This is a genomic window from Oxalobacteraceae bacterium OTU3CAMAD1 (assembly GCA_024123915.1).
Taxonomy (GTDB): Bacteria; Pseudomonadota; Gammaproteobacteria; order Burkholderiales; family Burkholderiaceae_D; genus Rugamonas.
Genome location: CP099650.1, coordinates 5,753,017 through 5,775,359, shown reverse-complemented (window position 1 = coordinate 5,775,359; position 22,343 = coordinate 5,753,017). Strand labels below are relative to the sequence as shown.

Below are 22,343 nucleotides of genomic sequence, written 5' to 3'. Positions count from 1 at the left end.
GATCAGTCTGTTTTCGTGATGTTGGTGGTGCTGCGCATTTTGTCCGCGACCGCCGGCGGCACAGCGCGCGGGCGCAGCGTCGAATCGACGCAGCCGACCTTGACCCGCGCCGTGTTCAGCAGTTGCTCGCCGCACCATGCCTCCTGGACAAAGGAGATCGAGGCGCGTCCTAATTTTTCGATACTAAGTGTCAATTTTATTACGTCGTCAAGCTTAGCAGGCGCATGATACTCCGCGCTGACGCTTTTGACGACGAACATAGCGTCGTGTTCCTGCAATAAAGCGTGCTGGCTCACATTGAGCTGGCGCAGCCATTCGGTGCGGGCGCGCTCGAAGAACTTCAGATAGTTCGCGTAATAGACGATACCGCCGGCGTCGGTGTCTTCGTAGTAGACCCGGACGTTCCAGATGAACTCTGCTGGCATGTTGTTAGGATTGCAAGTTGTGTTGAGCAACATTCTACGCGATTTTGTTCTTTTGGTTGAAGTTTGGACGGGGAAATCCGCGTCCATCCCGCCACTTGTGCGGGATTTCAACTTGGGGCGCAAAGATTGCACTGGTGACAGTTAAGCGGTTTACAGGCAACTTGCCAAGGATTGTAACAACCGCTTACGAATTGGGGGGGAGGGGTACGCGCGCTTTCACCCGCACGGCGACGGACCACCGGGGTCGTACCCCATGGGGTACGACCCCTCTGAAGTTAGGGTTAGACATTGCGCTTGATGGCCAGCGGCCCGTAGCCTTGGCACGTCGGCATCATCTCGATGCGGTTGATGTTGATGTGCGCCGGCAGGGTCGCGATCCAGAACGCGGTGTTGGCGATGTCCTCGGCCGTCAGCGGCACGGTGCCTTCGTACACCTTAGCGGCGGCTTCGTCGTTGCCCTTCATGCGCACGTTCGAGAATTCGGTGCCGCCGCACAGGCCTGGCGCCAGATTGGTGGCGCGCACGCCGGTGCCGACCAGATCCGCCCGCAGATTCAGGGTGAACTGTTCGACAAACGCCTTGGTCGCGCCGTAGACGTTGCCGCCCGGATAGGGCGTGGCGCCGGCGACGGAACCCAGGTTGATGACGGTGCCGCTGCCGCGCTTGACCATGTCCGGCAGGATGGCGCGGGTCATGGCGACCAGGCCGCTGCAATTGGTGGCGATCATCGTGTCCCAGTCGTCCAGCGACGATTCATGGGCCGGGGTGACGCCCAGCGCCAGGCCGGCATTGTTAATCAGCACGTCGATCTGCTTCCATTCGGCCGGCAGGCCGTCCAGCGCGGTTTTGATGGAGGCCTTGTCGGTGACGTCCAGCACCACCGGCAGCACGGCGTCGCCCAGCTCGGCGGACAAGGTATGCAGGCGGTCCTCGCGGCGGCCGCTGATCAGCACTTTGTGACCGTTTTGAACGAAAGTGCGGGCCATGGCGGCGCCGAAGCCGGCGGTGGCGCCAGTGATGAAGACGATCATGTTTGTCCTTGGTCGGTGTAAGAGGGTGACAAAATTGTAGCCTAAAACCCAACCCGAGGCCGATGGGGGCGGACCCCAAGGGGTCCGACCCCGCAGCGTACCGGGGTGCGGGGTCCCAAAATGCTTAATCTTTGAGCAATCACTTCCTTGCTCAAATCTGGCGCATAAATTACAATCCGGGTTCCATTACGTCTCACGTAACTGGCGAAAAGCTGCGGTCGGCCCCAAAATGGTGCGTCGATCCGTCGGCGAAAGGTGGGCATCCACCGGGAAACGTGAGATTTCATTAGCCGTTCGCCTGGGCAGCCCATCGATGGAAAGCACGAAAGAGGCTGCCTGTCCGCTATCGGCGTCCCTCATTCGATCCAGCCTGCCAAGTCATACAGTTACTCATTCGATTGGAGTTTTTCATGTTCGCAAAAGATCACACCCTCGCCAGCGTTGACCCGGAATTGTTCGGCGCCATCCAAAAAGAAAACACCCGCCAGCACGACCACATCGAGCTGATCGCGTCGGAGAACTACACCTCGCCGGCCGTGATGGAAGCGCAAGGCTCGCAGCTGACCAATAAATACGCCGAAGGCTATCCAGGCAAGCGCTACTACGGTGGCTGCGAATACGTCGACGTCGTCGAGCAACTGGCGATCGACCGCGTCAAGCAACTGTTCGGCGCGGAAGCGGCCAACGTGCAGCCGAACTCGGGTTCGCAGGCCAACCAGGGCGTGTTCTTCGCCGTCCTGAAACCGGGCGACACCATCATGGGCATGTCGCTGGCCGAAGGCGGCCACCTGACCCACGGCATGCCGCTCAACATGTCCGGCAAATGGTTCAACGTCGTTTCGTACGGGCTGACCCCGGAAGAGGACATCGACTACGCCGCCATGGAAGCGCTGGCCAAGGAACACAAGCCTAAGCTGATCATCGCCGGCGCGTCGGCCTTCTCCAAGAAAATCGACTTCGAGCGTTTCGCCGCCGTCGCCAAGGCCGTTGGCGCCTACTTCATGGTCGACATGGCCCACTACGCCGGCCTGATCGCCGCCGGCCTGTACCCGAACCCGGTACCGCACGCCGACTTCGTCACCTCGACCACGCACAAATCGCTGCGCGGCCCGCGCGGCGGCATCATCCTGATGAAGGCCGAGCACGAGAAGATCATCAATTCGGCCATCTTCCCAGGCATCCAGGGCGGTCCGCTGATGCATGTGATCGCCGGCAAGGCCGTCGCCTTCAAGGAAGCGCTGACGCCTGAGTTCAAGGCTTACCAGCAACAAGTCGTCATCAACGCCGACGTGCTGGCCAAGACCCTGATCAAGCGCGGCCTGCGCATCGTGTCCGGCGGCACCGAGTCGCACGTGATGCTGGTGGACCTGCGTCCGAAGAACCTGACCGGCAAGGAAGCGGAAGCGATCCTGGGCACAGCGCACATCACCACCAACAAGAACGGCATCCCGAACGATCCGCAGAAGCCATTCGTGACTTCCGGCATCCGTCTGGGCAGCCCGGCGATGACCACGCGCGGTTTCAAGGAAGCGGAAGCGGAAGAAGTCGGCAACCTGATCGCCGACGTGCTGGACAACCCGCACGACGCCGCCACCATCGAGCGCGTCAAAGCGGCGGTGAAGGTGCTGGCGGATAAATATCCGGTCTACGCCAAGTAATTTGCTTTATAAGTAGTAATGCGGGGCGCCGGCCTGGCTGGCGTCCCGTTAAGTGGTTCAATGCAGTTTTGCCCATGGCTCATATGAAATGTCCGTTCTGTCAGCATGACGATACCCAGGTTCTCGATACGCGTGTATCCGAGGAAGGGGATTCCATACGCCGGCGCCGACGTTGCGGCAAATGCGATAAACGATTTACCACGTATGAGCGCATCGAGCTGGTCATGCCGTACGTGGTCAAGAAGAACGGCAGCCGCACCGAGTATTCGGCCGCCAAGTTGCGGGGCAGCCTGACCCTGGCCCTGCGCAAGCGCCCCGTGGCGGCGCCCGCCGTTGACGCTGCCGTGTTGTCGATCGAAGAAAAATTGCTCACCAGCGGCAAGCGCGAAGTCGACACCGGCTACATCGGCGAACTGGTGATGCAGGAGTTGCAGCGCCTCGACAAGATCGCGTATATCCGCTTCGCATCGGTTTATAAAAACTTCGAAGACCTGGCCGAGTTCCAGGACGCCATCGCCGAAGTCGGGCAGGACCGCAAGCCGCGCAAAAGCTAGCATCCTGCTAGCGCACACTTGATCCATCTCATACCTCGGCCATTGGCCGCTGCTACCGTCTAGCATAGTCATAATCGACTTGCGGAGGTTTGCATGCCCATGGCCCGTGCTGTTGCCGGCTTTACCCTGGTCGAAGTGATGATCGCCGTCCTCGTGCTGGCGTTGGGCATCGTCGGCGGTGTGTCAATGCAACTGGCGGCGCTGCGCGCCCGGCATCAGTCGACCTTGCTGGCGCAGGCCTCGTGGCTGGCCGTCGGCATGGCCGAGCGCATGCGCGCCAATCCCGAACAGATGCGCCTCCCTGACGGCGGCAATCTCTATCTCACCCTCGACTACGATGTGCTGGCCGAGCCCAACCCGTCGATGCCGTCCGCGCTGTGCTACGGCGGCGATTGCGATGGCGCCCAGCTTGCCGCCTTCGATCTGTATGAAATGAAGGCGCTGATGCGCGAGAACCTGCCGGCGGGCCGCGCGGTGGTGTGCCGTGACGCCGGCTTGTGGTCTGGCGGCAAGCTGCGCTGGGCGTGCAGTGGCGGCGCCGGCGCGCCTTTGGTGATCAAGGTCGGCTGGCGCGGCAAGAATCCGAACGGCACGCAGCGTAAGGACGAGGCCGGCGAGTATGTTCCCGGCGTTGCCTTGACCGTGGGGGCGCCATGATGCGGGCGCGCCAGCAGGGCTGGACCATCATCGAACTGGTCATCGCCACCGGCCTGGGCTTGGTGCTGACGTTGCTGGCCAGCGGATTGTTGCTGGCGACCAGCGGCAGCTACCGCAACCACAGCGAGAACATCTGGATCGACGATGGCGGCCGCTATGCGCTGGAGATTATTTCGCAGGCGATACGGCAGGGCGCCTATGTCAACTGGGACAGCAAGGAAGCGCCCGCCGAGCTGGCCGCGCACGAACCGGCGGCCATCGCCGGGCTCGACGCCAGCAGCATCAGCAAGGCGAGCGACGGTATCTCCGGCGTGGCGCCGGACGTGGCCAACGGGAGCGACGTGCTGGCGGTGCGCTTCTCCGGCTATGGCGAAGGCCCGAATGGCGACGGCTCCAGTCTCAACTGCGCCGGCTTCGGCGTGGGCGCGCCATCTGCCATGATCGAACGCGGCTGGAGCATTTTTTATGTCGCCGCCGACGCCGGTGGCGCGCCGGAATTGCGCTGCAAGTACCGCAGCGCTGCGGGCTGGGGCGCGGACGCGATCGTGCGCGGTGTCGATTCCTTTCAGGTGCTGTACGGACTCGACAGCGACGAGCCGGCCGACGGTATTCCCAACAGGTTCGTCAACGCGACCGCGATCAACGGCATGGACGCGGGGCTGGCGCTGGTGGGCGCCACGCCGGAGGAACTTCAGCGCGATTTTCATCGCAAGACCAACTGGAAGCGGGTCTGCACCGTGAAGCTCGCGTTGCTTTTGCATGGCGAGAACAACACACGGGCCGACACGGTGGTGCGCCGGTTCGATCTGTTCGGACCGGCGTATTCCGAAGGCCATGGCGGCGACCTGGGTGTGCGGATCGGGGAGGGAATATTCCCCGCGTCGCAGCGATGGCGGGCCCGGCGGGTGTTCGGGATGACGGTCGCGCTGCGCAACAGGAGCGGTTGACATGCCGGCGCGCGTAAGTGTTCGCAAGGCGCATCGGCAAGAGCGCGGCGTGGCGTTACTGGTGTGCCTGCTCATGCTGATACTGGTGATGTTGCTGGGCGTGTCGGCGGCGCAGCTGAGTTTGCAGGGCGAGAAGTCCGCGCGCGGCGAGCGCGATCGGGAAGTGGCGTTTCAGGCGGCGGAGGATGCGTTGGCGGATGCGGAACGGGACATCCAGGCGGGCGGCGGCGAGGTCGTCGATCCGGCCTGCGGCGAGGCGCCGGTGTGGCAGCGGGTCGACCTGTCCGGTGCCGTCGATGGCGGCTGCACGGTCGCGTACGGCACGGCGACCGGAGCGGCGATGCAGACCGGACAAGGCTTTCTGCCGTTTAAGAAACCGCGCTACCTGATCGAACGTGCCGAGTGCCACCATCCGGGCGAGGATGCGTCGGCCGCCGCCACGCCCAGCTATTGCTATCGGGTGACGGCGATCGGCTTCGGTGCGAAACCGGCGACCGAGGTGGTGTTGCAAAGCGTATTTAGCAAGCCGGAGTGAGGAGGGTGTATGTCTGCGATGAACGGTCGGCGCTGGTTTGTGGGCATCCTGAATGGGGTGGCGATACTGGCCGCCATGATGGCCTCGTGCGCGCACGCTGCGCCGCCCGTGCTCGACATCGCCAGCGAGCCGCTGACGGCGGCGTGCCGCGTCGCCTCGGCGCCCGCCGGTGCCGCCGAGTTCGACGGCGCCTCGTTGCTGCGTGTGGCGCCACCGCCGGCAAGCGCCAGTGCCGGCGATCTGTTTCAAGCCAGTATGGACATGGCCGACTGGAGCGGGCACTTTTCCCGCTACGTCTTATCTCCCGGCGGCGCGGGGTCTTCGTTCGCGCCAACGGCGATGTGGGATGCCGGCGCACTGCTGACGGGCGACGGCGCGCGCCCGCCATCGCCGGCCCCGGCCGCACGCAAGATCTTCACGGCCATCGTGCAGCCGGACGGCGCGCTGGAGATGATCCCTTTTGAATGGAGCGCCTTGTCGGCCGAGCAGCGGCAGCAACTGGACCAAGCGCCGCCGCCCGCCACCGGTGCCGACGCCTTGGGTGAGCAACGCCTGGCTTTCCTGCGCGGCGATCGCACGCGGGAAGGCACGCTCTTCCGCAACCGCAGCAGCGTGCTGGGCGACTCCATCAACAGCACGCCGGTGTATGTGGGACCGGCCTCCGGCGCGGCATCGGGTACGCGGCCGAATGTCGTCTACGTCGGCGCCAACGACGGCATGCTGCACGCGTTTAACGTCGCCGATGGCAGCGAACTCTTCGCCTATGTGCCGAATGCGCTGATAGCGACGTTGCATCGTTTGACCAGCGGCGACTATGTTCACCAGGCGTATGTCGACGGGCCCGCCAGCGCCGCCGAAGTGGTGATATCAGGTACCGGCAAGACGGTCCTGGTCTCCGGCATGGGCGGCGGCGCGCAAGGTGTCTTCGCGCTGGACGTCACCGACCCGGGCCGGTTCGCCGAAGGTGGCGGCGTGCTGTGGGAATTCACCGACCGCGACGATGCGCTGATGGGCAACGTCACCACGCGCCCGCAGATCGCCAAGTTACGCACGCGCACCGTCGCGGGCGTGCCGATCCATAAGCATTTCGCGGTCGTCGCGAGCGGCTTGAATAACTACGCGGCCGACGGCAACGCCAGTCCGACGGGCAAGGGCGCGTTATTCCTGCTGGCGCTCGACAAGCCGCGCGGCGCGGCGTGGCGGCTTAACGTCAACTACTACCGGCTGATCACGCCGGTCGCGGATGCGGCGCTGGCCAACGCGCTCAACGCGCCGGTGCTGGTGGCCGACCGCACAGGCGCGCTGCGCCATGGCTACGCCGGAGATTTGCAGGGCAACTTGTGGCGCTTCGATTTCGGCGGCGGCGCGCCCTGGGGTGGCGCTGTCGGTCCCGGTGCGGGCGGCACACCGCTGTTTGTCGCGCGGGACGACAGCGGCAGGCGCCAGCCGATCACCCAGCAGCCTTCGCTGGCGTATGCGGATGGCGGCGGTTATCTAGTCTTGTTCGGGACCGGAAAGTTGATCGAAAAGACCGACCGCGCCCCGGCCGGTTTCGCACCGCAGTCCTATTACGCGATCCGCGACAGTCTGCGTGATCCCGCCGAGGTCATCACCAGCCGCAGCCAGCTGACCCGGCGCGTATTGAGCGGCGACGCGAACGCGCCGCCGTTCAGCGTACACGGTGCCAAAATGGAATTCGACAGCATGGGCTGGTATGTCGATTTCTTGCAAGCGGAGACAACGGGCGAGCGCAGCATCGATAGCGGCGTGCTGGCCGGTGGCGAGGTGTTTTTCAATACGCTGCTACCTGGCAGCGATCCCTGCGATAAAGCCCGCAGCCGCACTTACGCGTTCAACGTGCTTACCGGTCTGCCCCGGGATGGCGCCGTTGCAAGGCTACCGACGCCGCCTTCCACCGACCAGCCGATCGTCGGGCAGATATCGGACGGTTACAGGTCGACACCGTCCCTATTGCCCGTCACGTCAAGCAGGACGCCGCGCGATCCGACCGGCCGCACGCGTCTGCTCAAAGAGCTGGCCGTTGCCAACGTCACCCCGCAGGGCAGCGTGGTTGTTGGCCGCGTCAAAGTGCAGCTGCGTGCCGGCCGCCTGAGTTGGCGCGAAGTGGGCAACTGGCGTCAACTGCACGAGGCCGTCAAATGAGCCGCCGCGCGCATAGGGGCTTCAGCATGATTGAAATGCTGATCGTGATGGTGATCCTTGCCGTGCTGGCCGCTGCCGCCATGCCCGCCTGGCAGCAGCATGTGATCAGCACCCGCCGCAACGAGGCGCAGGCGATGCTGCTGAAGTTGATGCTGCAGCAGGAGCGCTATTTCACGCAGCACGGCACCTATATCGCCTTCTCCTCCGGCTCGACAGGTTACGAGGAACGCCAGTTTCAGTGGTGGAGCGGCAGCCGCGCGCCCGATAGCGGTTATGAGATCGAAGGCAAGGCCTGCGACGACGAGCCGATCGAGCAGTGCGTGCAACTGGTCGCCACTGCCGGCACCGCCGTGGTGGACGCCGACTATCGCGACGACGAATGCCGCGAAATGAAGCTCACCAGCATTGGCGAGAGGCTGTCGGTCGGCACGCTCGCCAGTTGCTGGCGCTGAGCAGGGGCGGCCATGGAGCGCAACAACGCCGGAGTGTCGCTGGTTGAACTGCTGGTTGTGCTGGTGCTGGCCGGCATACTGCTTGGCGCCGCCGCGTCCGCCTATCAAGACGTGATGCGGCGGCAGCAGTTGCGGGTCGCCGTCAACGATCTGGTGGCGGCCATCGACCTGACCCGCTCGCACGCGATCGCGCGCGGCGGCCCGGTCATGCTGGGACCGCTGGAGGCCAGCGGCACGAACTGGGCCAAGGGCTGGGTGGTGTTCGTCGATGACAACGGTAATCGCCGGCCGGACGCGGACGAACAGCGCATCTTCCAGCACGGGCCGCTGGCGGAAGGGATGACGGTCGACTCCGCTTTTTCGTCCGGCGGAGCGCCGCTCTACCTCGCCTACAACGGCGCGGGACGCAGTTGCGCCGCCAGTAACAGCTTGTCGGCGCGCTGGGGCACGCTGTCGCTGGCGCGGGGCGACGATGTGCGCAACATCAAAATCAACATGTTGGGCCGGCTGCGCGTCTGCGACCCCGCTAAGGACCCGGTCAATTGCGGCGGGTAGGCATTTAAACCTAGAAATAGGGCTAGCGGCAGCCAGATGAATAGTGCTCCCGTCGAACCGCCCAACATGAATGTCCGATTGCGACTGCGGCCTCAGAGTGGCTAGTCAGCAGCGTGTTGGGCCGCGTCCTTCTTTCGATCTGCAGACCGGACATTATGCATTTGACGCGATGAGAGGTGTTTCCGCCGCAGCTCCTTATAAGCTTCGGATTCTGCGGCACCGACATTTTCGCTTGCTGTCTGTTCGACAGCGACGACGAAGTTTGACTCTGCAACACTGAGCCCGCGTAAGACCTCGCCACCGTTACCGTCGGTAGAAATTGCGTTGTTGACGCTCAAAAGTTTGCGTTCGATTTCACCGAGATTGAGCATATTTTATCTCCCGAAATGGATGTTATTTTGTAACTAAATCGTAACGTAAACACATTCTTAAGTCCGCAGTGCGCGGCCGAATGTCCCGGTTTTGACACCGAAAGATGTGCTGCGCTGCAACGTGAAGCGTATCTCGCAACTACGCTGACTTCTTCCATCCACGACATAGACAAACGCGATCTGCGGACTGTGTCCCCGGATCTGCCGAGGCGCGGATTAAACACTTCCAAATTCGTTTGCTTATAATGACGCAGGCCGCAGTGGTCGCGGTCGGCGTCAACGATAAGGACAATGTGAACATCAGCAACGATCTCGAAGGCATGACCCTTGCCCTGGAATGGGCCGCGAAGGGGCTGTACACGACGTCGCCCAATCCGCACATCGGCTGCGTGATCGTGCGCGACGGTCAGGTCATCGGCGCGGGCGTCACGCAACAAGCCGGCGGCGACCATGCGGAAATTCAGGCGCTCAAGGATGCGCAGGCGCGCGGCCACGACGTGCGCGGCGCCACCGCCTATGTCACACTGGAGCCGTGCAACCACTTCGGCCGCACGCCGCCATGCTCGGACGCGCTCGTGCGGGCCGGCCTTGGCCGCGTGGTGGCGGCGATGGAGGACCCGAATCCGCTGGTCGCAGGGCAGGGCCTGGCCAAGCTGCGCGCCGCCGGTATCGAGACCAGCACCGGTCTGCTGGCCGAGCAAGCATATGAATTGAACATCGGGTTTTTCTCGCGCATGACGCGCGGCCTGCCGTGGGTGCGCATGAAGAGCGCCGCCAGCCTGGATGGCATGACGGCGCTGCACAACGGCGTGAGCCAGTGGATCACCGGGCCGGAGGCGCGCGCCGACGGCCACGCCTGGCGCGCGCGCGCCTGCGCCATTCTGACCGGCATCGGCACCGTCAAGGCCGACGATCCGCAGTTGACGGTGAGGGCGGTCGAGACGCCGCGCCAGCCGCGCCGCATCGTGGTCGACAGCAAGTTCGATATCAGCCTGTCCGCCAAGATACTGGAGGGCGGCGGCACCTGGATCGTGGCGGCGGTCGCCAATCCGGAGAAGGAGGCGGCGTTGCGCGCCGCCGGCGCCGACGTCATCATGCTGCCCAACGCCGCCGGCAAGGTGGACCTGCCGGAACTGATGCGCGAGCTGGGCCGCCGGCAGATCAACGAGTTGCACGTCGAGGCGGGCGGCAAGCTCAATGGCTCGCTGATCCGTGAGGGCTGCGTCGACGAGCTGCTGCTCTACCTGGCGCCGAGCCTGATCGGCGACGCGCAGGGCATGTTCGCGCTGCCGGCGCTGACCGACCTGTCACTCCAGCAGCGCCTGAAATTTCACGAGGTTAAGCAGATTTGCGAAGATTTGCGTATCCTTGCACGATTCACCCATCTTTAAGATTGCACTCACATGTTTACAGGAATCGTCGCCGCTGTTGGCAAAATTGAATCGGTTAAACCTTTGGAAGGCGGCTCGTTCGCGGGCGTCCGCCTGAACGTCAACGCGGGTGGCTTGCCGCTGGCCGATGTCGCGCTAGGCGATTCGATCGCCCTCAACGGCGCCTGCATGACTGTGATCGAAAAGACCGGCACCAATTTCAGCGTGGACGTCTCGCGCGAGAGCCTCAATTGCACCGTCGGCCTCGACACCTTGACCGAAGTGAACCTGGAAAAGGCCGTGACCCTGAACGAACGCCTCGGCGGCCATCTGGTGACCGGCCACGTTGACGGTCTCGGCGTGGTGCGCAAGTTCGAGGCGGTGGGCGAGTCGTGGGAGCTGGTCGTCGAAGCGCCGCACCATCTGGCCAAGTTCCTGGCCTTCAAGGGTTCGATCGTGGTCAACGGCGTGTCGCTGACCGTCAACCGCGTCACCGACATCGGCACCGGCGCCGATCTGGTGTGCCAGTTCTCGATCAACCTGATTCCGCACACCATCGCCGTGACGACTCTGAAGCACCTGAGCGTCGGCAAGCAAGTCAATCTGGAAATCGACCTGATCGCCCGCTACGTCGAGCGCATGGTGTCGATCGGCGCGGCGACCATGCCTTAAGCCGGTCTCGCTGCCGCTACCAGAACTTAGCCAACGGCAGCACGATCCCGCTGAACAGCGACCAATCCGGGGAGGCTGAAGTGAGCCCCCTGGCGACGCCCCAGTCGATGGTCAACCGCTTGGTCGGGCTGTAGGTGGCCGCCAGCAGCAGTTGCGCGGTGTTGCCCTGGCCGCTGCGGCGCGTGCCCGAAAGTTCCGTGGTCACGCCCCATTTTTCCGACACCGGGGCGGAGAACGAGGCCGACCAACCCTTTTGAATCCGTCCACTGCCGGCCTCGTAAGCCCCCAGTCGGGTCGCGTTCAAATTGGCGTCCATGTGGACGATGCCTATGTCTTGGCTGTAGATGCCGTTGAGGACGTAGTCGCTGCGGCCGCTGCCGATGCTGTCTTTGGCGGTTGGTAGTTTCACGCCCAGCTCCAGGCCGAACGCGGTGCCATCGTCGATGAGGAAGGCGCGTTTGAGTTCCAATGTCGTATCGCCGATGCCGCGCTGGCGCGGATCGCCGCCGCTGCGCGAGGACACATAGCCTTCGCCGCCGATCAGCACGCCCCATTGTTCGTTGAATCCGAGCTTGAAGGTGTAAGGCAAGCTCGCGCGCCGGTCGTCGTCCGTCTTGGTGCTCAGGCCGCCGAGTTCGAATTCCAGTTGCCCGGGTGCGGGCAACTGCGCAGGGCTCGATACCGACGGACGGTAAGGGGTGATCGGCGGGCCGTCTTCAGCGTGAAGGGGCATGGCCATGGCGCCCAAGGCGAGCGAAATCAGCAGTTTGGCGGCCGGCACCGGGTTTTGTCGCGTCACGTGAGCCATCCGAAAATCTCCAGTTTATTGTTTTGATTCCGGCCCCGATTGTACCCGCCGGCTCGACGCCCAAGCACGCCGCGTGCCTTACCAGTCGGTAATGTTTGCAATATGCAAAGGTCGCGGGCTTCAAAGTCCGTCTTTTGCCGGATAAAAGCGGCTGTTTACGGTAGGGAAGGCGTAAATCCTTTAAAATAGCGGCCTGTTCTCGCATAGTTCCCAAGGATTAAAAATGTCAATTTCCAGCACCGAAGAAATCGTCGCCGAATTGCGCGCTGGCCGCATGGTGATCCTGGTCGATGAAGAAGACCGGGAAAACGAAGGTGACCTGGTGCTCGCGGCGGATTTCGTCACGCCGGAAGCCATCAATTTCATGGTCAAGCACGCGCGCGGTCTGGTCTGCCTGACCCTGACCGAAGAGCGCTGCGACCAGTTGAACCTGTCGATGATGTCGACCCGCAACGGCACCGCCTTCGGCACCAACTTCACCGTCTCGATCGAGGCGGCCGAGGGCGTGACCACCGGTATCTCGGCCGCCGACCGCGCCAAGACCATCCAGGTGGCCGTGGCCAAGGATACGCTGCCGACGGACATCGTCCAGCCGGGCCACATCTTCCCGCTGAAGGCCCAAAAGGGCGGCGTGCTGATGCGCGCGGGCCATACCGAAGCCGGTTGCGACCTGACCGCGATGGCGGGCCTGACCCCGGCCTCTGTGATCTGCGAGATCATGAAGGACGACGGCTCGATGGCGCGCCTGCCGGACCTGCTGGAATTTGCCAAGGAACACAATCTGAAGATCGGCACCATCGCCGACCTGATCCACTACCGCAGCCGCAACGAGTCGCTGGTTGAGCAGATCGGCGAGCGCCAGCTGAAGACGGCGCAGGGCGAGTTCCGCATGATCGCTTACCGCGACAAGCCGAGCGGCTCGGCCCATTTGGCGCTGATCCACGGCCAGATCGAAAAGAACAAGGAAACCCTGGTGCGCGTGCACCAGCCGGTCTCGATCCTCGACATTCTTGAGTCGGAGGCGACCACGCACTCGTGGAACCTGTCGTCGTCGCTGGCTGCGGTCAAGGCCGCCGATAGCGGCGTGATCGTGCTGCTCAACTGCGAGGAGACGGCCGACCAGTTCTTCTCCCAGTTCCAGGCGCTCGACAAGCCGGAGACGAAACCGAAAGGCCGCGCGGCCAGCATGGACCTGCGCAGCTACGGTATCGGCGCGCAGATTTTGAAGGAAGTCGGCGTCTGCAAGATGCAGCTGCTGGCCAGCCCGCGCAAGATGCCGTCGATGACAGGCTTCGATCTTGAAGTGACCGGCTACCTGGCCAAACCGAACTAACAACACACAAATTAAAGAGGTCCATCATGACGGTAGGAAGCTACGAAACCAATTTGTCCGGCGACGGTTTGCGCGTCGGCATCGTTCAGGCGCGTTTTAACGAGGACGTCTGCCACGGCTTGCTGTCCGCCTGCCTGGCCGAACTGAAGCGCCTGGGCGTGGCCGACGAGGACGTGCTGCACGTGGCCGTTCCGGGCGCGCTGGAAGTGCCGCTGGTGCTGCAGAAGATGGCCGAGTCGCAGCAGTTCGACGCGCTCATCGCGCTGGGCGCGATCATCCGCGGCGAAACGTACCACTTCGAGCTGGTGTCGAATGAGTCGGGCGCAGGCATCACCCGTATCGGCCTCGACTATGGTATTCCTATCGCTAACGCGATTCTGACCACCGAGAACGACGAGCAGGCGGAAGCACGCATGGCCGTCAAAGGCGCCGACGCCGCCCGCGTGGCCGTCGAGATGGCCAACCTGACCATCGCGCTCGAAGAGCTGAGCCAGGATCAGGGCGACGACGAGTAATATTTGTAGGGCGGCAGGGTGTGCCGGTATGCGCCGGCGCACCAGGCCGGATTTTCAGAAGTGTAGTGAGTATTTAAACAGGTATAACCATGACAGATAAAATTTTGCACGCCAACCCTAGCAAGAGTCGCACGCCGCGTCACCGCGCACGCGAGTTCGCGTTGCAGGGTTTGTATCAGTGGCTGCTGAACAATGAAGACGCCGCCACCGTGGTGAACAACATCCGTGGCGCGCACGGCTTCGACAAGGCCGACGGCGACCATTTCACCGTGCTGTTGTACGGCGCGATCAAGGATTCGGTGGCGTTGCGCGAGACGTTCGCGCCGCTGGTCGACCGTGGCATCTCCGAACTGTCCCCGATCGAGCACGCGGTGCTGCTGATCGGCGCTTTCGAACTGAAGAACAACCTGGAAATCCCTTACCGCGTCGTCATCAACGAAGCGGTGGAGTTGACCAAGTCGTTCGGCGGTATCGACGGCCACAAATACGTCAACGGCGTGCTGGACAAGCTGGCCCCGCGCCTGCGTCCGGATGAAGTGGCGGCCGACAAGAAGCGCTAAGCCGCTTCCGGTATCGTCAAAAGCCACCCAAGGTATCTTGTGGTGGCTTTTTTTATATCGTCGTTGACCTTGCTCAGCTTGCATCGCAGAATCAATTGATATTCGACTAATTTTGAAGGCGCATTATCGAACTTTATCCTGCCCAGGGCCCCCAGGTCTGGCGACGGCGCGGCTGGCTGGCGCTAATCGGCGGCGCCCACGTGCTGGCGTTCTTCGTGTGGCAGACGCCTGAGCGGCCGCTGGCGGCTTCCTTGACGCCTCACGCCGCCATCACTTATATACTCACGCCGATTAAACGGCTTCAGCCAGCTGCGCCAACGCCCCCCAAGGTCGCAGCGCGGTCATCATCGAAGCTCCCCAGCGTCAGGTTGGAGACGCCGGTTCCGATCGCGACAGCTCCTGTCGTGCCGACGCAGCCCCAAGCGATCACTCAACCGCAAGCTATCACCCAGCCCATATCGCCGCCTGACCCGTTTGCCGAGCAGCCCCTCAAGCCAACAGAGGACTTGCGGCAGCGCGCACTGAAAAGCGCCGCGCTGGTCGACAAGCAGTTGCGCAAGGAGGCCTGGAATCCACGCGACAAGAAGATTGCCAACGATACGACCGTCCTGGCCGCCAAGATAGGCGGCGCCTACGTGGGCAACGACAGTGGCACGACGATGGAGGAGGTGAGCACGCCGGACGGGCGACTGATGACCAAGGTGCGCACACCCGGCGGCGGCACTTACTGCGCGTATAAGGAAAACAATGCGCTGACCGGCGGCCGCGACCCCTTCCGCGACGGCATCAAGACCAAGGTCACCAGTTGCCCGTGAGCCAGGGACAATAAAAAAGGCCGTTCAGTCTGCACTGAACGGCCTTCTTTGCGACGCCCTCTATATATATTAGAGGCCGGCGATTTGCGTGTCGTGGTTCGCGCTTGGCGCGGCCGCGATCGGCGCCGTTTGCTGTTGCGGCTGTTGCTGCGGTTGTGGCTTGGCGGCCGCCAGCATTGGCGTGATCGTTGGCACTTTCTTGCCTGCCGAAACCTGCTTCAGGCGATTGTATTCCGCCATCACTTTCGAGCCATATCCGTCGTCGTGTTCGAACGCTGCCGCGCCGACGTAGATTTTCAGGCCGGCTTCGACCGAGCCGCCGCGCTTGACGTAATCCTTGAGGATCAGCGAACCGACGCGAATGTTGGCGACCGGATTGAGCGCCGCTTGCAGGCCGCCCATTTCCTGGAACTTGTCGTGGTGGATCTTCGACATGACCTGCATCAGGCCTTGCGCGCCGACCGGGCTTTCCGCGAACGGATTGAGGCCGGATTCGATCGCCATCACAGCCAGGATCAGCAGCGGATCAAGTTTGATCTCGCGGGCCGTCAGGTAGGCGGTGGAAACGAGCATGTTGGCGGCGTCGCCCGCCACGCGGTAACGCTTGGACAGCCACGACGTGACCCACTGTTGCTGCTTCTGGGTACCCAGCAGGGCTTTTTCGTCGGCGGTCAGCGGTGCGTCCGTGGCGTTGGCCACGGTGCCGGCAGGGGCGGGGGCTGGGTGTTGCATCAGAGCCGACAGCGGCGGCGCCACGACGGCGGCGACGGCTGGGACTTCTGGAGCCGGGTTCAGGCTGTCGCTCAAGGCTTTGGCCAGGTCCGGACGAACAAAAAATACTGCCATGACAACTAAAGCGGTCACACCAAGAATGGTCAAAGTGTGCTGGGCGGTGGTCAACACACCCTTTGCCGATACGCGGGCCGTCAAAAACGACGTCGCTGGCTGGCCGGCCAGGTAAGTGCGGGCCGCAGCCGACGCACTAGTGAAGCGATTAATCATAGAGTTCCCCTGAAATGCCGTAAAAGCGGGTCCCTGCCAGCGTTGAACGCAGCTAACCGGGTGCTAATGCCATGCATCAGAAATATCATCGTCCGTCGCCGCTATGGGTGCGCGCGTTGGACGCCGTCATTGCTTGCCTGAGCTGATCTTTCCCTGTGGTATTCGATCAGTCGCAATACAACTTCTTTCGGGGGTAAGGCAGACGCCTTTTGAAAACACTCCTTAAAATGTCATGTGGAGCCCCGACTCCGTGAATGAATGAGCAACAACAACATGTGCTTCCATGTGGTCCTGGGACCGTGTCCTCTTCAAGTAGGGCAAATTGTAGAAGCCGTTTTATATCAAGTCAATACTAACGCAATTGAAAGCTATTACTTTTAAGTCTAACATTTTTGCTTGTGTTCGCTGGAAAACCAATAAAATCAACTACTTGACCTGTATTTTTAAACAGTAGGCTTCACCGTAAGAAAAAATTAAAAAACGATGAAATATTCAGATTTGCGAGATTTTATTTCTCAGTTGCAACGAATGGACGAACTTAGGCCCATTTTATTGCCCGTTTCGCCGCATTTAGAGATGACCGAGGTATCCGACCGCACATTGCGCGCCGGCGGCCCGGCATTGCTGTTCAAAAATCCCACCGGGCACACCATGCCGGTGCTGACCAATCTGTTCGGTACGCCGCGCCGTGTCGCGCTCGGCATGGGCGCCGAGGATGTCGGCGAGCTGCGCAAAATCGGCCACGTGCTGGCGCGCTTGAAGGAGCCGGAGCCGCCGAAGGATTTCAAGGACCTGCTGGGCTTGGGCTCCTTGGTGAAGGCCGTCTGGGACATGGCGCCGAAGGAATTGCGCGGCGCGCCGTGCCACGACATCGTGTGGGAGGGCGCCGATGTCGATTTGGCCAAACTGCCGATTCAACATTGCTGGCCGGGCGATATCGCGCCGCTGATCACCTGGGGCCTGGTGATCACCAAGGGACCTAATAAGAAGCGCCAGAATCTGGGCATTTACCGCCAGCAGGTGCTGGGGCCGAACAAGGTTATCATGCGCTGGCTGGCCCATCGCGGCGGCGCGCTCGATTTCCGCGAGCACGCCATACAGAACAAGGGCAAGCCTTATCCGATCTGCGTCGCGCTGGGCGCCGATCCCGCTACTATATTAGGCGCGGTCACGCCGGTGCCCGACAGCTTGTCGGAATACCAGTTCGCCGGCCTACTGCGCGGCAGCCGCACCGAGCTGGTCAAGGCCATCGGCAGCGAGCTGCGGGTGCCGGCGTCGGCCGAGATCGTACTGGAAGGCCATATCTATCCAGACGAGAACCACCCGTCCGGCTACGAGCACGCGCTGGAGGGGCCTTATGGCGACCACACCGGCTACTATAATGAGCAGGATTCCTTCCCGGTGTTTACCATCGACCGCATCACGATGCGCCGCGATCCGATTTACCACTCTACTTATACAGGCAAGCCGCCGGACGAGCCGGCCGTGCTGGGCCTGGCGTTGAACGAGGTGTTCATCCCGCTGCTGCAAAAGCAGTTCACCGAGATCACCGATTTCTATCTGCCGCCGGAGGGTTGCAGCTACCGCATGGCGGTGGTGCAGATCAAGAAGCAGTACGCCGGCCATGCCAAGCGCGTGATGTTCGGTGTGTGGAGCTTCCTGCGCCAGTTTATGTATACCAAGTTCATCGTGGTGGTGGACGAGGACGTGAACGTGCGCGACTGGAAGGAAGTCATCTGGGCGATCACCACCCGCGTCGATCCGACCCGCGATACCACCCTGGTCGACAACACGCCGATCGATTACCTGGACTTCGCTTCGCCGGTGAGTGGCCTGGGCAGCAAGATGGGCATCGACGCGACCAACAAGTGGCCCGGTGAAACGACCCGCGAGTGGGGCACGACGATCACCATGACACCCGAGGTGAAAACGCGTGTCGATCAGATTTGGCAGGAGTTGGGCCTGTAGAGTATAATTGATCCCGGCGGGCCCCTGCGCATTGTGGCACGGCTAACCTGGTCAGGTCGGGAACGAAGCAGCCACGGCTGTTAACCATAAGTGCCGCAGATCAGGCTCGCCTCCTTCGGGAATCCTTCGGGAATATTAAAAAGCTGCCATTAGGCAGCTTTTTTTATGTCTACCGAACTTACGGCTGGCTTAGTCGCCCCGCAGTTCCGCCTCGTACGGCCGCTCCGACGCGACGATCGTCGGGTTGGATTTCATCAAGTCCGATTCCGGCTTGAGCGCGATCTCGTGCTTCGCGTTGGTGTTGTAGACCTTGGCGCCCACCTTCAGCTGCGCCGGCTTGTCGAACTTGAACAGCACCACATCCACGCTCGGGGCGAACATGCTCATCGCGCCGGCCATCTTCTTGATGGCGTTGTTCATTTGCCCGACGCTGCCCATCACGGTGGCGTAGGACCATTGCAGGCCTTCCGGCAGCGGCGTCACGGCTTCGTAGTTGACGGCCGTCTTGTCTTCCTTCGGCAGGTTGGTCATGATCTTGACGTCGTCCTTCATCCATTTTGGATTGGGCGCGCCGATCGCCAGCCGGAAGTCCGGCGTGAGCGCGGGCAGGGGCGTGCGTTCGCTGCCGTTGACCACGGTGAGCACGACGTCGGACGGTTTGTAGGTTTTGTTGACCGGCTGTACCTTGATGAACAGGTTGACCCTGTCGCGTTCGGCGGGCGGCAGCGCGTAGAATCGGTCCAGGCGCAGGCCCTCGACCAGTTTTTTGTACGGCGTCCATTCACGCTCGGCGGCGTGCAGGTTCAGGGACAGCATCAGCAGGGAGAGCAGGGCGATTTTTTTCATTTTTCACAGGTTGAAGCAAAAACAAATTGTAGGGCAGAATTGTTGCCGTACCTATTATCGCGCCGAGTTGTTACAATTGCCGCTTTGGCGCGCCCAACGCAGCCCCTTTGCTCCTGCTATCTACGGTAAAATCCAGCATGTCCTATCAAGTCCTCGCCCGTAAATACCGCCCCAAGAACTTCGAAACGCTCGTCGGCCAGGAGCACGTCGTGCGCGCGCTCACGCACGCCCTGCACAGCGGACGGCTGCATCACGCCTACCTGTTCACCGGCACGCGGGGTGTCGGCAAGACCACCTTGTCGCGCATCCTGGCCAAGTCGCTCAATTGCGTCGGCCCGGACGGCAACGGCGGCATCACGCCGACCCCGTGCGGCGTATGCGAGGCGTGCACCGCGATCGACGCGGGCCGCTTTGTCGATTACATCGAGATGGACGCGGCGTCGAACCGGGGCGTGGACGAAATGGCGCAGCTGCTGGAGCAGGCGGTGTACGCGCCGAGCAATGCGCGCTTCAAGGTCTATATGATCGATGAGGTGCACATGCTGACCAACCACGCCTTCAACTCGATGCTGAAGACGCTGGAGGAACCGCCCGAGCACGTCAAGTTCATCCTGGCGACGACCGATCCGCAAAAGATTCCCGTGACGGTGCTGTCGCGCTGTCTGCAATTTAATTTGAAGCAGATGCCGCCGGGCCACATCATCGGCCATCTGGAAAATATCCTGGGGCAGGAGGGCATCGCCTTCGAACAGCCGGCCTTGCGCCTGCTGGCCGCCGGCGCCCACGGTTCGATGCGCGATGCGCTGTCGCTGACCGACCAGGCCATCGCCTACGCGGCCGGCGAAGTGACGCTCGACGCGGTGCAAGGCATGCTCGGCGCGCTGGACCAGTCCTATCTGATCCGCCTGCTCGACGCACTGGCCGCGCAGGATGGCGCCGACCTGCTGGCCGTGGCCGACGAGATGGCCACGCGCAGCCTGTCGTACAACGGCGCGCTGCAGGATCTGGGCACGTTGCTGCACCGGATCGCGCTGGCGCAGACGGTGCCGGCCGCACTGCCGGAGGATTTGCCTGAGTACGCCGATGTCGTGCGTCTGGCTGCCGCGTTCGACGCGGAAGAAGTGCAACTGTATTACCAGATTGCCGTGCATGGCCGCAATGAACTAGGCCTGGCGCCGGATGAATACGCCGGTTTCTCGATGACCTTGTTGCGCATGCTGGCCTTTCGGCCCGGCGTAGGCGGGGCCGAGGGACAACCTGCGGGTGCGCCGGCGATGTCGCGTCCGGCCGCCGTGGCCGCCGCCCGCGCTGCCGCCGCGCCGCCGGCACGCGCGGCCTCGCATGTGCAGGCCAATCACGCCAGCATGACGCCGCCCGCCGTGGTCGCCGGCGCCGCCGCCGCGATGGCGCGTGGCGAGATGCAGCCGCCTGCGGCCGCCCCGGCAATGGCTCCCGCAGTTGTCGCGCCGGCGAGTCCACAGGTGAATACGGCGCCGTCCCCGACGATGGCGCCACCGGCGCCTATGCCGGCTCCTGCGCCCGTGGCCGCGCCAATGGCCGCACCCGCACCGGCGCCACAGGCCGCCGCGCCTGCCGCTCCGTCGGGACCGATCAGTCCCGCCCGTGCGGCCCTGAATGCCGCGCTGGAAGCGGCCCGCGCCGGCTCCAAGCCGGGCGCGCGCGCCTATGGCGGCGGACCAGCCCCATCAGCGCCAGCGCCCGCCGCTGCCGAGCCGGCCCCAACGCCAGCGATGGCCGCGCCACCGCCGCCATCGCAGCCGCAGGCACCAAGCGCCGCCTACACGCCGCCGGGGGGCTCCGCAAATTTTAATGCCGCGCAGGCCGCCGCACCGTCGCGTCCTGCGCCATGGGAAGATATGCCGCCGACTGCGGCCTCGGGCGGCGATGCCGCTGTGTTGGAAGCGCCGGTCCGCCAGGTCGTGCAGCCCGTTCAGCCAGTTGAGCCAGTTCAACAACCGGCGCCTGCCGCCGCGCCGCATTACGCCGCGCCCTCCGCCCAGCCTGCACAACAGCAAGCCGACGACGAAGACGACTTGCCGCCGTGGGTCACCGAATTTTCCGACGACAGCGCGATAGCGCAATCGTCGCCGGCGCGCGCTGATCACACCACAGGCTACGCGCCGGCCGCGCAGAGCCAGTCGTACGCGCCGTCGCACAGTCCATCGGCCGCGCCTGCCCCGGCCGTCAACGCTGTTGGCGATGGCGTGCAGGCGTTCGTCGCGCCGGCCCGCGCCGCGCCGGCACCCGCCAAGGCGCCGTACGCCTACGTGATCACCCCGGTGCCGGAGCTGAATTGGGACGGCAACTGGCCGGCCGTCGCCGCCGCGCTGCCGTTGCGCGGCGTCGCCCAGCAATTGGCGATGCAAGCCGAGTTGATCGAGTGCAGCATTGACGGCAACGCCGTCGTCTTCAAGGTCCGCGTGCCGATCGAAACCTGGCGCACGCAGGGCAACGTTGAAAAACTGACCGTGGCGCTGACCGAACGCTTCGGCCGCGCCGTGCGTGTCGACACCGAGCTGGGCGCCGTCTGGTACACCGCCAGCGCCGAGGCGCAGGCGCACCGCGCGGCCTGCCAGCGGGCCGCCGAAGAGACCATCGCCAACGATCCCTTTGTGAACAGCATGATCCGCGAGTTCGACGCCTGGGTGGTGCCGGGCTCCATCGTGCCGCCGGCCGCGGCCTTGGCCGCGTCGCCGAGCTGATCACATCTTCGATCACAACTTTACAATTTCAAACACGGAGAACTCCATCATGATGAAGAACCAACTGGCAGGCTTGATGAAGCAAGCGCAAGCAATGCAGGACAACATGAAGAAGGCGCAGGACGCGCTGGCCCTGATCGAAGTCGAAGGCCAGTCCGGCGCCGGCCTGGTCAAGGTCGTCATGAGCTGCAAGAACGACGTCAAGCGCGTGTCGATCGACCCGTCGCTGCTGGCCGACGACAAGGACATGCTGGAAGACCTGGTCGCCGCCGCCTTCAACGATGCCGTGCGCAAGGCCGAGGCGACCTCCGCCGAGAAGATGGGCGGCCTGACCTCCGGCATGAATCTGCCGGCCGGTTTCAAGATGCCGTTCTAAGGAAGGC

The 22,343-nt window shown here is 63.1% G+C and carries 23 protein-coding genes, 1 other RNA gene and 1 riboswitch; of the genes, 18 read left to right on the top strand and 6 right to left on the bottom strand.

Features of this window, described 5'->3' with window-relative positions; translation table 11 throughout:
- Positions 1-2 precede the first annotated feature (2 nt).
- Both ybgC and NHH88_24615 read right to left on the bottom strand, forming a co-directional pair.
- The gene (gene ybgC, locus NHH88_24620; GenBank protein ID USX12839.1) at positions 3-425 is read right to left on the bottom strand and encodes a tol-pal system-associated acyl-CoA thioesterase; all 423 of its coding nucleotides are present in this window, start codon (positions 423-425) and stop codon (positions 3-5) included.
- Between the two features lie 281 nt (positions 426-706).
- Positions 707-1,456, bottom strand: a complete 750-nt coding sequence (locus NHH88_24615) for an SDR family NAD(P)-dependent oxidoreductase (GenBank protein USX12838.1) — start codon at positions 1,454-1,456, stop codon at positions 707-709.
- Positions 1,457-1,643: 187 nt separating this feature from the next.
- Positions 1,644-1,767, top strand: a riboswitch (ZMP/ZTP riboswitch).
- A 99-nt stretch (positions 1,768-1,866) separates the two neighbouring features.
- On the opposite strand from NHH88_24615, the gene NHH88_24610 reads away from it, so the two are divergent.
- The 8 genes from NHH88_24610 to NHH88_24575 all read left to right on the top strand — a co-directional run bounded on the left by NHH88_24610 (position 1,867) and on the right by NHH88_24575 (position 8,977).
- Positions 1,867-3,114, top strand: a complete 1,248-nt coding sequence (locus NHH88_24610) for a serine hydroxymethyltransferase (protein USX12837.1) — start codon at positions 1,867-1,869, stop codon at positions 3,112-3,114.
- A gap of 83 nt (positions 3,115-3,197) precedes the next feature.
- Entirely contained in the window at positions 3,198-3,668 is a 471-nt protein-coding gene (nrdR, locus tag NHH88_24605) for a transcriptional regulator NrdR (protein USX17421.1), read from the top strand.
- A 93-nt stretch (positions 3,669-3,761) separates the two neighbouring features.
- Positions 3,762-4,325 carry a type IV pilus modification protein PilV gene (gene pilV / locus NHH88_24600; protein ID USX12836.1) on the top strand — a complete coding sequence of 188 codons (564 nt, stop codon included), beginning with the start codon at positions 3,762-3,764 and terminating at the stop codon, positions 4,323-4,325.
- Positions 4,322-5,272, top strand: coding sequence for a PilW family protein (locus tag NHH88_24595; GenBank protein ID USX12835.1), 951 nt, complete (start codon positions 4,322-4,324; stop codon positions 5,270-5,272). Before pilV ends, NHH88_24595 begins: the two co-directional genes overlap by 4 nt.
- A 1-nt stretch (position 5,273) precedes the next feature.
- Positions 5,274-5,807, top strand: a complete 534-nt coding sequence (locus NHH88_24590) for a pilus assembly protein (protein ID USX12834.1) — start codon at positions 5,274-5,276, stop codon at positions 5,805-5,807.
- A 9-nt stretch (positions 5,808-5,816) separates the two neighbouring features.
- The gene (locus NHH88_24585; GenBank protein ID USX12833.1) at positions 5,817-7,970 is read left to right on the top strand and encodes a PilC/PilY family type IV pilus protein; all 2,154 of its coding nucleotides are present in this window, start codon (positions 5,817-5,819) and stop codon (positions 7,968-7,970) included.
- 26 nt (positions 7,971-7,996) lie between these two features.
- Entirely contained in the window at positions 7,997-8,422 is a 426-nt protein-coding gene (locus NHH88_24580) for a pilus assembly protein PilE (protein ID USX12832.1), read from the top strand.
- Between the two features lie 12 nt (positions 8,423-8,434).
- Positions 8,435-8,977: a GspH/FimT family pseudopilin gene (locus tag NHH88_24575; GenBank protein ID USX12831.1), complete on the top strand. Its 543-nt coding sequence runs from the start codon at positions 8,435-8,437 to the stop codon at positions 8,975-8,977.
- A gap of 101 nt (positions 8,978-9,078) precedes the next feature.
- On the opposite strand, the gene NHH88_24570 is transcribed toward NHH88_24575, so the two are convergent.
- The gene (locus NHH88_24570) at positions 9,079-9,348 is read right to left on the bottom strand and encodes a hypothetical protein (protein ID USX12830.1); all 270 of its coding nucleotides are present in this window, start codon (positions 9,346-9,348) and stop codon (positions 9,079-9,081) included.
- A gap of 320 nt (positions 9,349-9,668) precedes the next feature.
- On the opposite strand from NHH88_24570, the gene ribD reads away from it, so the two are divergent.
- A complete protein-coding gene (gene ribD / locus NHH88_24565) occupies positions 9,669-10,739 on the top strand; it encodes a bifunctional diaminohydroxyphosphoribosylaminopyrimidine deaminase/5-amino-6-(5-phosphoribosylamino)uracil reductase RibD (GenBank protein USX17420.1) in 1,071 nt (356 codons plus the stop codon).
- A gap of 12 nt (positions 10,740-10,751) precedes the next feature.
- The gene (locus NHH88_24560) at positions 10,752-11,390 is read left to right on the top strand and encodes a riboflavin synthase (GenBank protein USX12829.1); all 639 of its coding nucleotides are present in this window, start codon (positions 10,752-10,754) and stop codon (positions 11,388-11,390) included.
- 16 nt (positions 11,391-11,406) lie between these two features.
- On the opposite strand, the gene NHH88_24555 is transcribed toward NHH88_24560, so the two are convergent.
- Positions 11,407-12,189: a transporter gene (locus NHH88_24555; protein USX12828.1), complete on the bottom strand. Its 783-nt coding sequence runs from the start codon at positions 12,187-12,189 to the stop codon at positions 11,407-11,409.
- A 232-nt stretch (positions 12,190-12,421) separates the two neighbouring features.
- Here NHH88_24555 and ribBA point away from each other — a divergent pair, with 232 nt between their 5' ends.
- The 4 genes from ribBA (at position 12,422) to NHH88_24535 (ending at position 15,421) form a co-directional block, all read left to right on the top strand.
- The gene (gene ribBA / locus NHH88_24550; protein ID USX12827.1) at positions 12,422-13,531 is read left to right on the top strand and encodes a bifunctional 3,4-dihydroxy-2-butanone-4-phosphate synthase/GTP cyclohydrolase II; all 1,110 of its coding nucleotides are present in this window, start codon (positions 12,422-12,424) and stop codon (positions 13,529-13,531) included.
- A 26-nt stretch (positions 13,532-13,557) separates the two neighbouring features.
- A complete protein-coding gene (gene ribH / locus NHH88_24545) occupies positions 13,558-14,046 on the top strand; it encodes a 6,7-dimethyl-8-ribityllumazine synthase (protein USX12826.1) in 489 nt (162 codons plus the stop codon).
- Between the two features lie 89 nt (positions 14,047-14,135).
- Positions 14,136-14,606, top strand: coding sequence for a transcription antitermination factor NusB (nusB, locus tag NHH88_24540; protein USX12825.1), 471 nt, complete (start codon positions 14,136-14,138; stop codon positions 14,604-14,606).
- Between the two features lie 506 nt (positions 14,607-15,112).
- A complete protein-coding gene (locus NHH88_24535; GenBank protein ID USX12824.1) occupies positions 15,113-15,421 on the top strand; it encodes a hypothetical protein in 309 nt (102 codons plus the stop codon).
- A gap of 69 nt (positions 15,422-15,490) precedes the next feature.
- On the opposite strand, the gene NHH88_24530 is transcribed toward NHH88_24535, so the two are convergent.
- A complete protein-coding gene (locus tag NHH88_24530) occupies positions 15,491-16,423 on the bottom strand; it encodes a transglycosylase SLT domain-containing protein (GenBank protein ID USX12823.1) in 933 nt (310 codons plus the stop codon).
- A 483-nt stretch (positions 16,424-16,906) separates the two neighbouring features.
- Here NHH88_24530 and ubiD point away from each other — a divergent pair, with 483 nt between their 5' ends.
- A complete protein-coding gene (gene ubiD, locus NHH88_24525) occupies positions 16,907-18,391 on the top strand; it encodes a 4-hydroxy-3-polyprenylbenzoate decarboxylase (GenBank protein ID USX12822.1) in 1,485 nt (494 codons plus the stop codon).
- A 15-nt stretch (positions 18,392-18,406) separates the two neighbouring features.
- An RNA gene (ffs, locus tag NHH88_24520) (signal recognition particle sRNA small type) lies at positions 18,407-18,505 on the top strand.
- Positions 18,506-18,580: 75 nt separating this feature from the next.
- Here the strand turns inward: ffs and NHH88_24515 are convergent.
- Complete coding sequence (locus NHH88_24515; GenBank protein USX12821.1) at positions 18,581-19,237, bottom strand: hypothetical protein; 657 nt, start codon at positions 19,235-19,237, stop codon at positions 18,581-18,583.
- A gap of 137 nt (positions 19,238-19,374) precedes the next feature.
- On the opposite strand from NHH88_24515, the gene dnaX reads away from it, so the two are divergent.
- A complete protein-coding gene (dnaX, locus tag NHH88_24510) occupies positions 19,375-21,960 on the top strand; it encodes a DNA polymerase III subunit gamma/tau (GenBank protein USX12820.1) in 2,586 nt (861 codons plus the stop codon).
- Positions 21,961-22,009: 49 nt separating this feature from the next.
- Entirely contained in the window at positions 22,010-22,336 is a 327-nt protein-coding gene (locus NHH88_24505; GenBank protein USX12819.1) for a YbaB/EbfC family nucleoid-associated protein, read from the top strand.
- The last annotated feature ends 7 nt before the right edge of the window (positions 22,337-22,343 follow it).

Excerpts from the sequence above, each read along its gene's own strand:
- ybgC (USX12839.1), bottom strand. The coding sequence starts at position 425 with ATGCCAGCAGAGTTCATCTGGAACGTCCGGGTCTACTACGAAGACACC.
- NHH88_24615 (USX12838.1), bottom strand. The coding sequence starts at position 1,456 with ATGATCGTCTTCATCACTGGCGCCACCGCCGGCTTCGGCGCCGCCATG.
- NHH88_24610 (USX12837.1), top strand. The coding sequence starts at position 1,867 with ATGTTCGCAAAAGATCACACCCTCGCCAGCGTTGACCCGGAATTGTTC.
- nrdR (USX17421.1), top strand. The coding sequence starts at position 3,198 with ATGAAATGTCCGTTCTGTCAGCATGACGATACCCAGGTTCTCGATACG.
- pilV (USX12836.1), top strand. The coding sequence starts at position 3,762 with ATGCCCATGGCCCGTGCTGTTGCCGGCTTTACCCTGGTCGAAGTGATG.
- NHH88_24595 (USX12835.1), top strand. The coding sequence starts at position 4,322 with ATGATGCGGGCGCGCCAGCAGGGCTGGACCATCATCGAACTGGTCATC.
- NHH88_24590 (USX12834.1), top strand. The coding sequence starts at position 5,274 with ATGCCGGCGCGCGTAAGTGTTCGCAAGGCGCATCGGCAAGAGCGCGGC.
- NHH88_24585 (USX12833.1), top strand. The coding sequence starts at position 5,817 with ATGTCTGCGATGAACGGTCGGCGCTGGTTTGTGGGCATCCTGAATGGG.
- NHH88_24580 (USX12832.1), top strand. The coding sequence starts at position 7,997 with ATGATTGAAATGCTGATCGTGATGGTGATCCTTGCCGTGCTGGCCGCT.
- NHH88_24575 (USX12831.1), top strand. The coding sequence starts at position 8,435 with ATGGAGCGCAACAACGCCGGAGTGTCGCTGGTTGAACTGCTGGTTGTG.
- NHH88_24570 (USX12830.1), bottom strand. The coding sequence starts at position 9,348 with ATGCTCAATCTCGGTGAAATCGAACGCAAACTTTTGAGCGTCAACAAC.
- ribD (USX17420.1), top strand. The coding sequence starts at position 9,669 with ATGACCCTTGCCCTGGAATGGGCCGCGAAGGGGCTGTACACGACGTCG.
- NHH88_24560 (USX12829.1), top strand. The coding sequence starts at position 10,752 with ATGTTTACAGGAATCGTCGCCGCTGTTGGCAAAATTGAATCGGTTAAA.
- ribBA (USX12827.1), top strand. The coding sequence starts at position 12,422 with ATGTCAATTTCCAGCACCGAAGAAATCGTCGCCGAATTGCGCGCTGGC.
- ribH (USX12826.1), top strand. The coding sequence starts at position 13,558 with ATGACGGTAGGAAGCTACGAAACCAATTTGTCCGGCGACGGTTTGCGC.
- nusB (USX12825.1), top strand. The coding sequence starts at position 14,136 with ATGACAGATAAAATTTTGCACGCCAACCCTAGCAAGAGTCGCACGCCG.
- NHH88_24530 (USX12823.1), bottom strand. The coding sequence starts at position 16,423 with ATGATTAATCGCTTCACTAGTGCGTCGGCTGCGGCCCGCACTTACCTG.
- ubiD (USX12822.1), top strand. The coding sequence starts at position 16,907 with ATGAAATATTCAGATTTGCGAGATTTTATTTCTCAGTTGCAACGAATG.
- NHH88_24515 (USX12821.1), bottom strand. The coding sequence starts at position 19,237 with ATGAAAAAAATCGCCCTGCTCTCCCTGCTGATGCTGTCCCTGAACCTG.
- dnaX (USX12820.1), top strand. The coding sequence starts at position 19,375 with ATGTCCTATCAAGTCCTCGCCCGTAAATACCGCCCCAAGAACTTCGAA.
- NHH88_24505 (USX12819.1), top strand. The coding sequence starts at position 22,010 with ATGATGAAGAACCAACTGGCAGGCTTGATGAAGCAAGCGCAAGCAATG.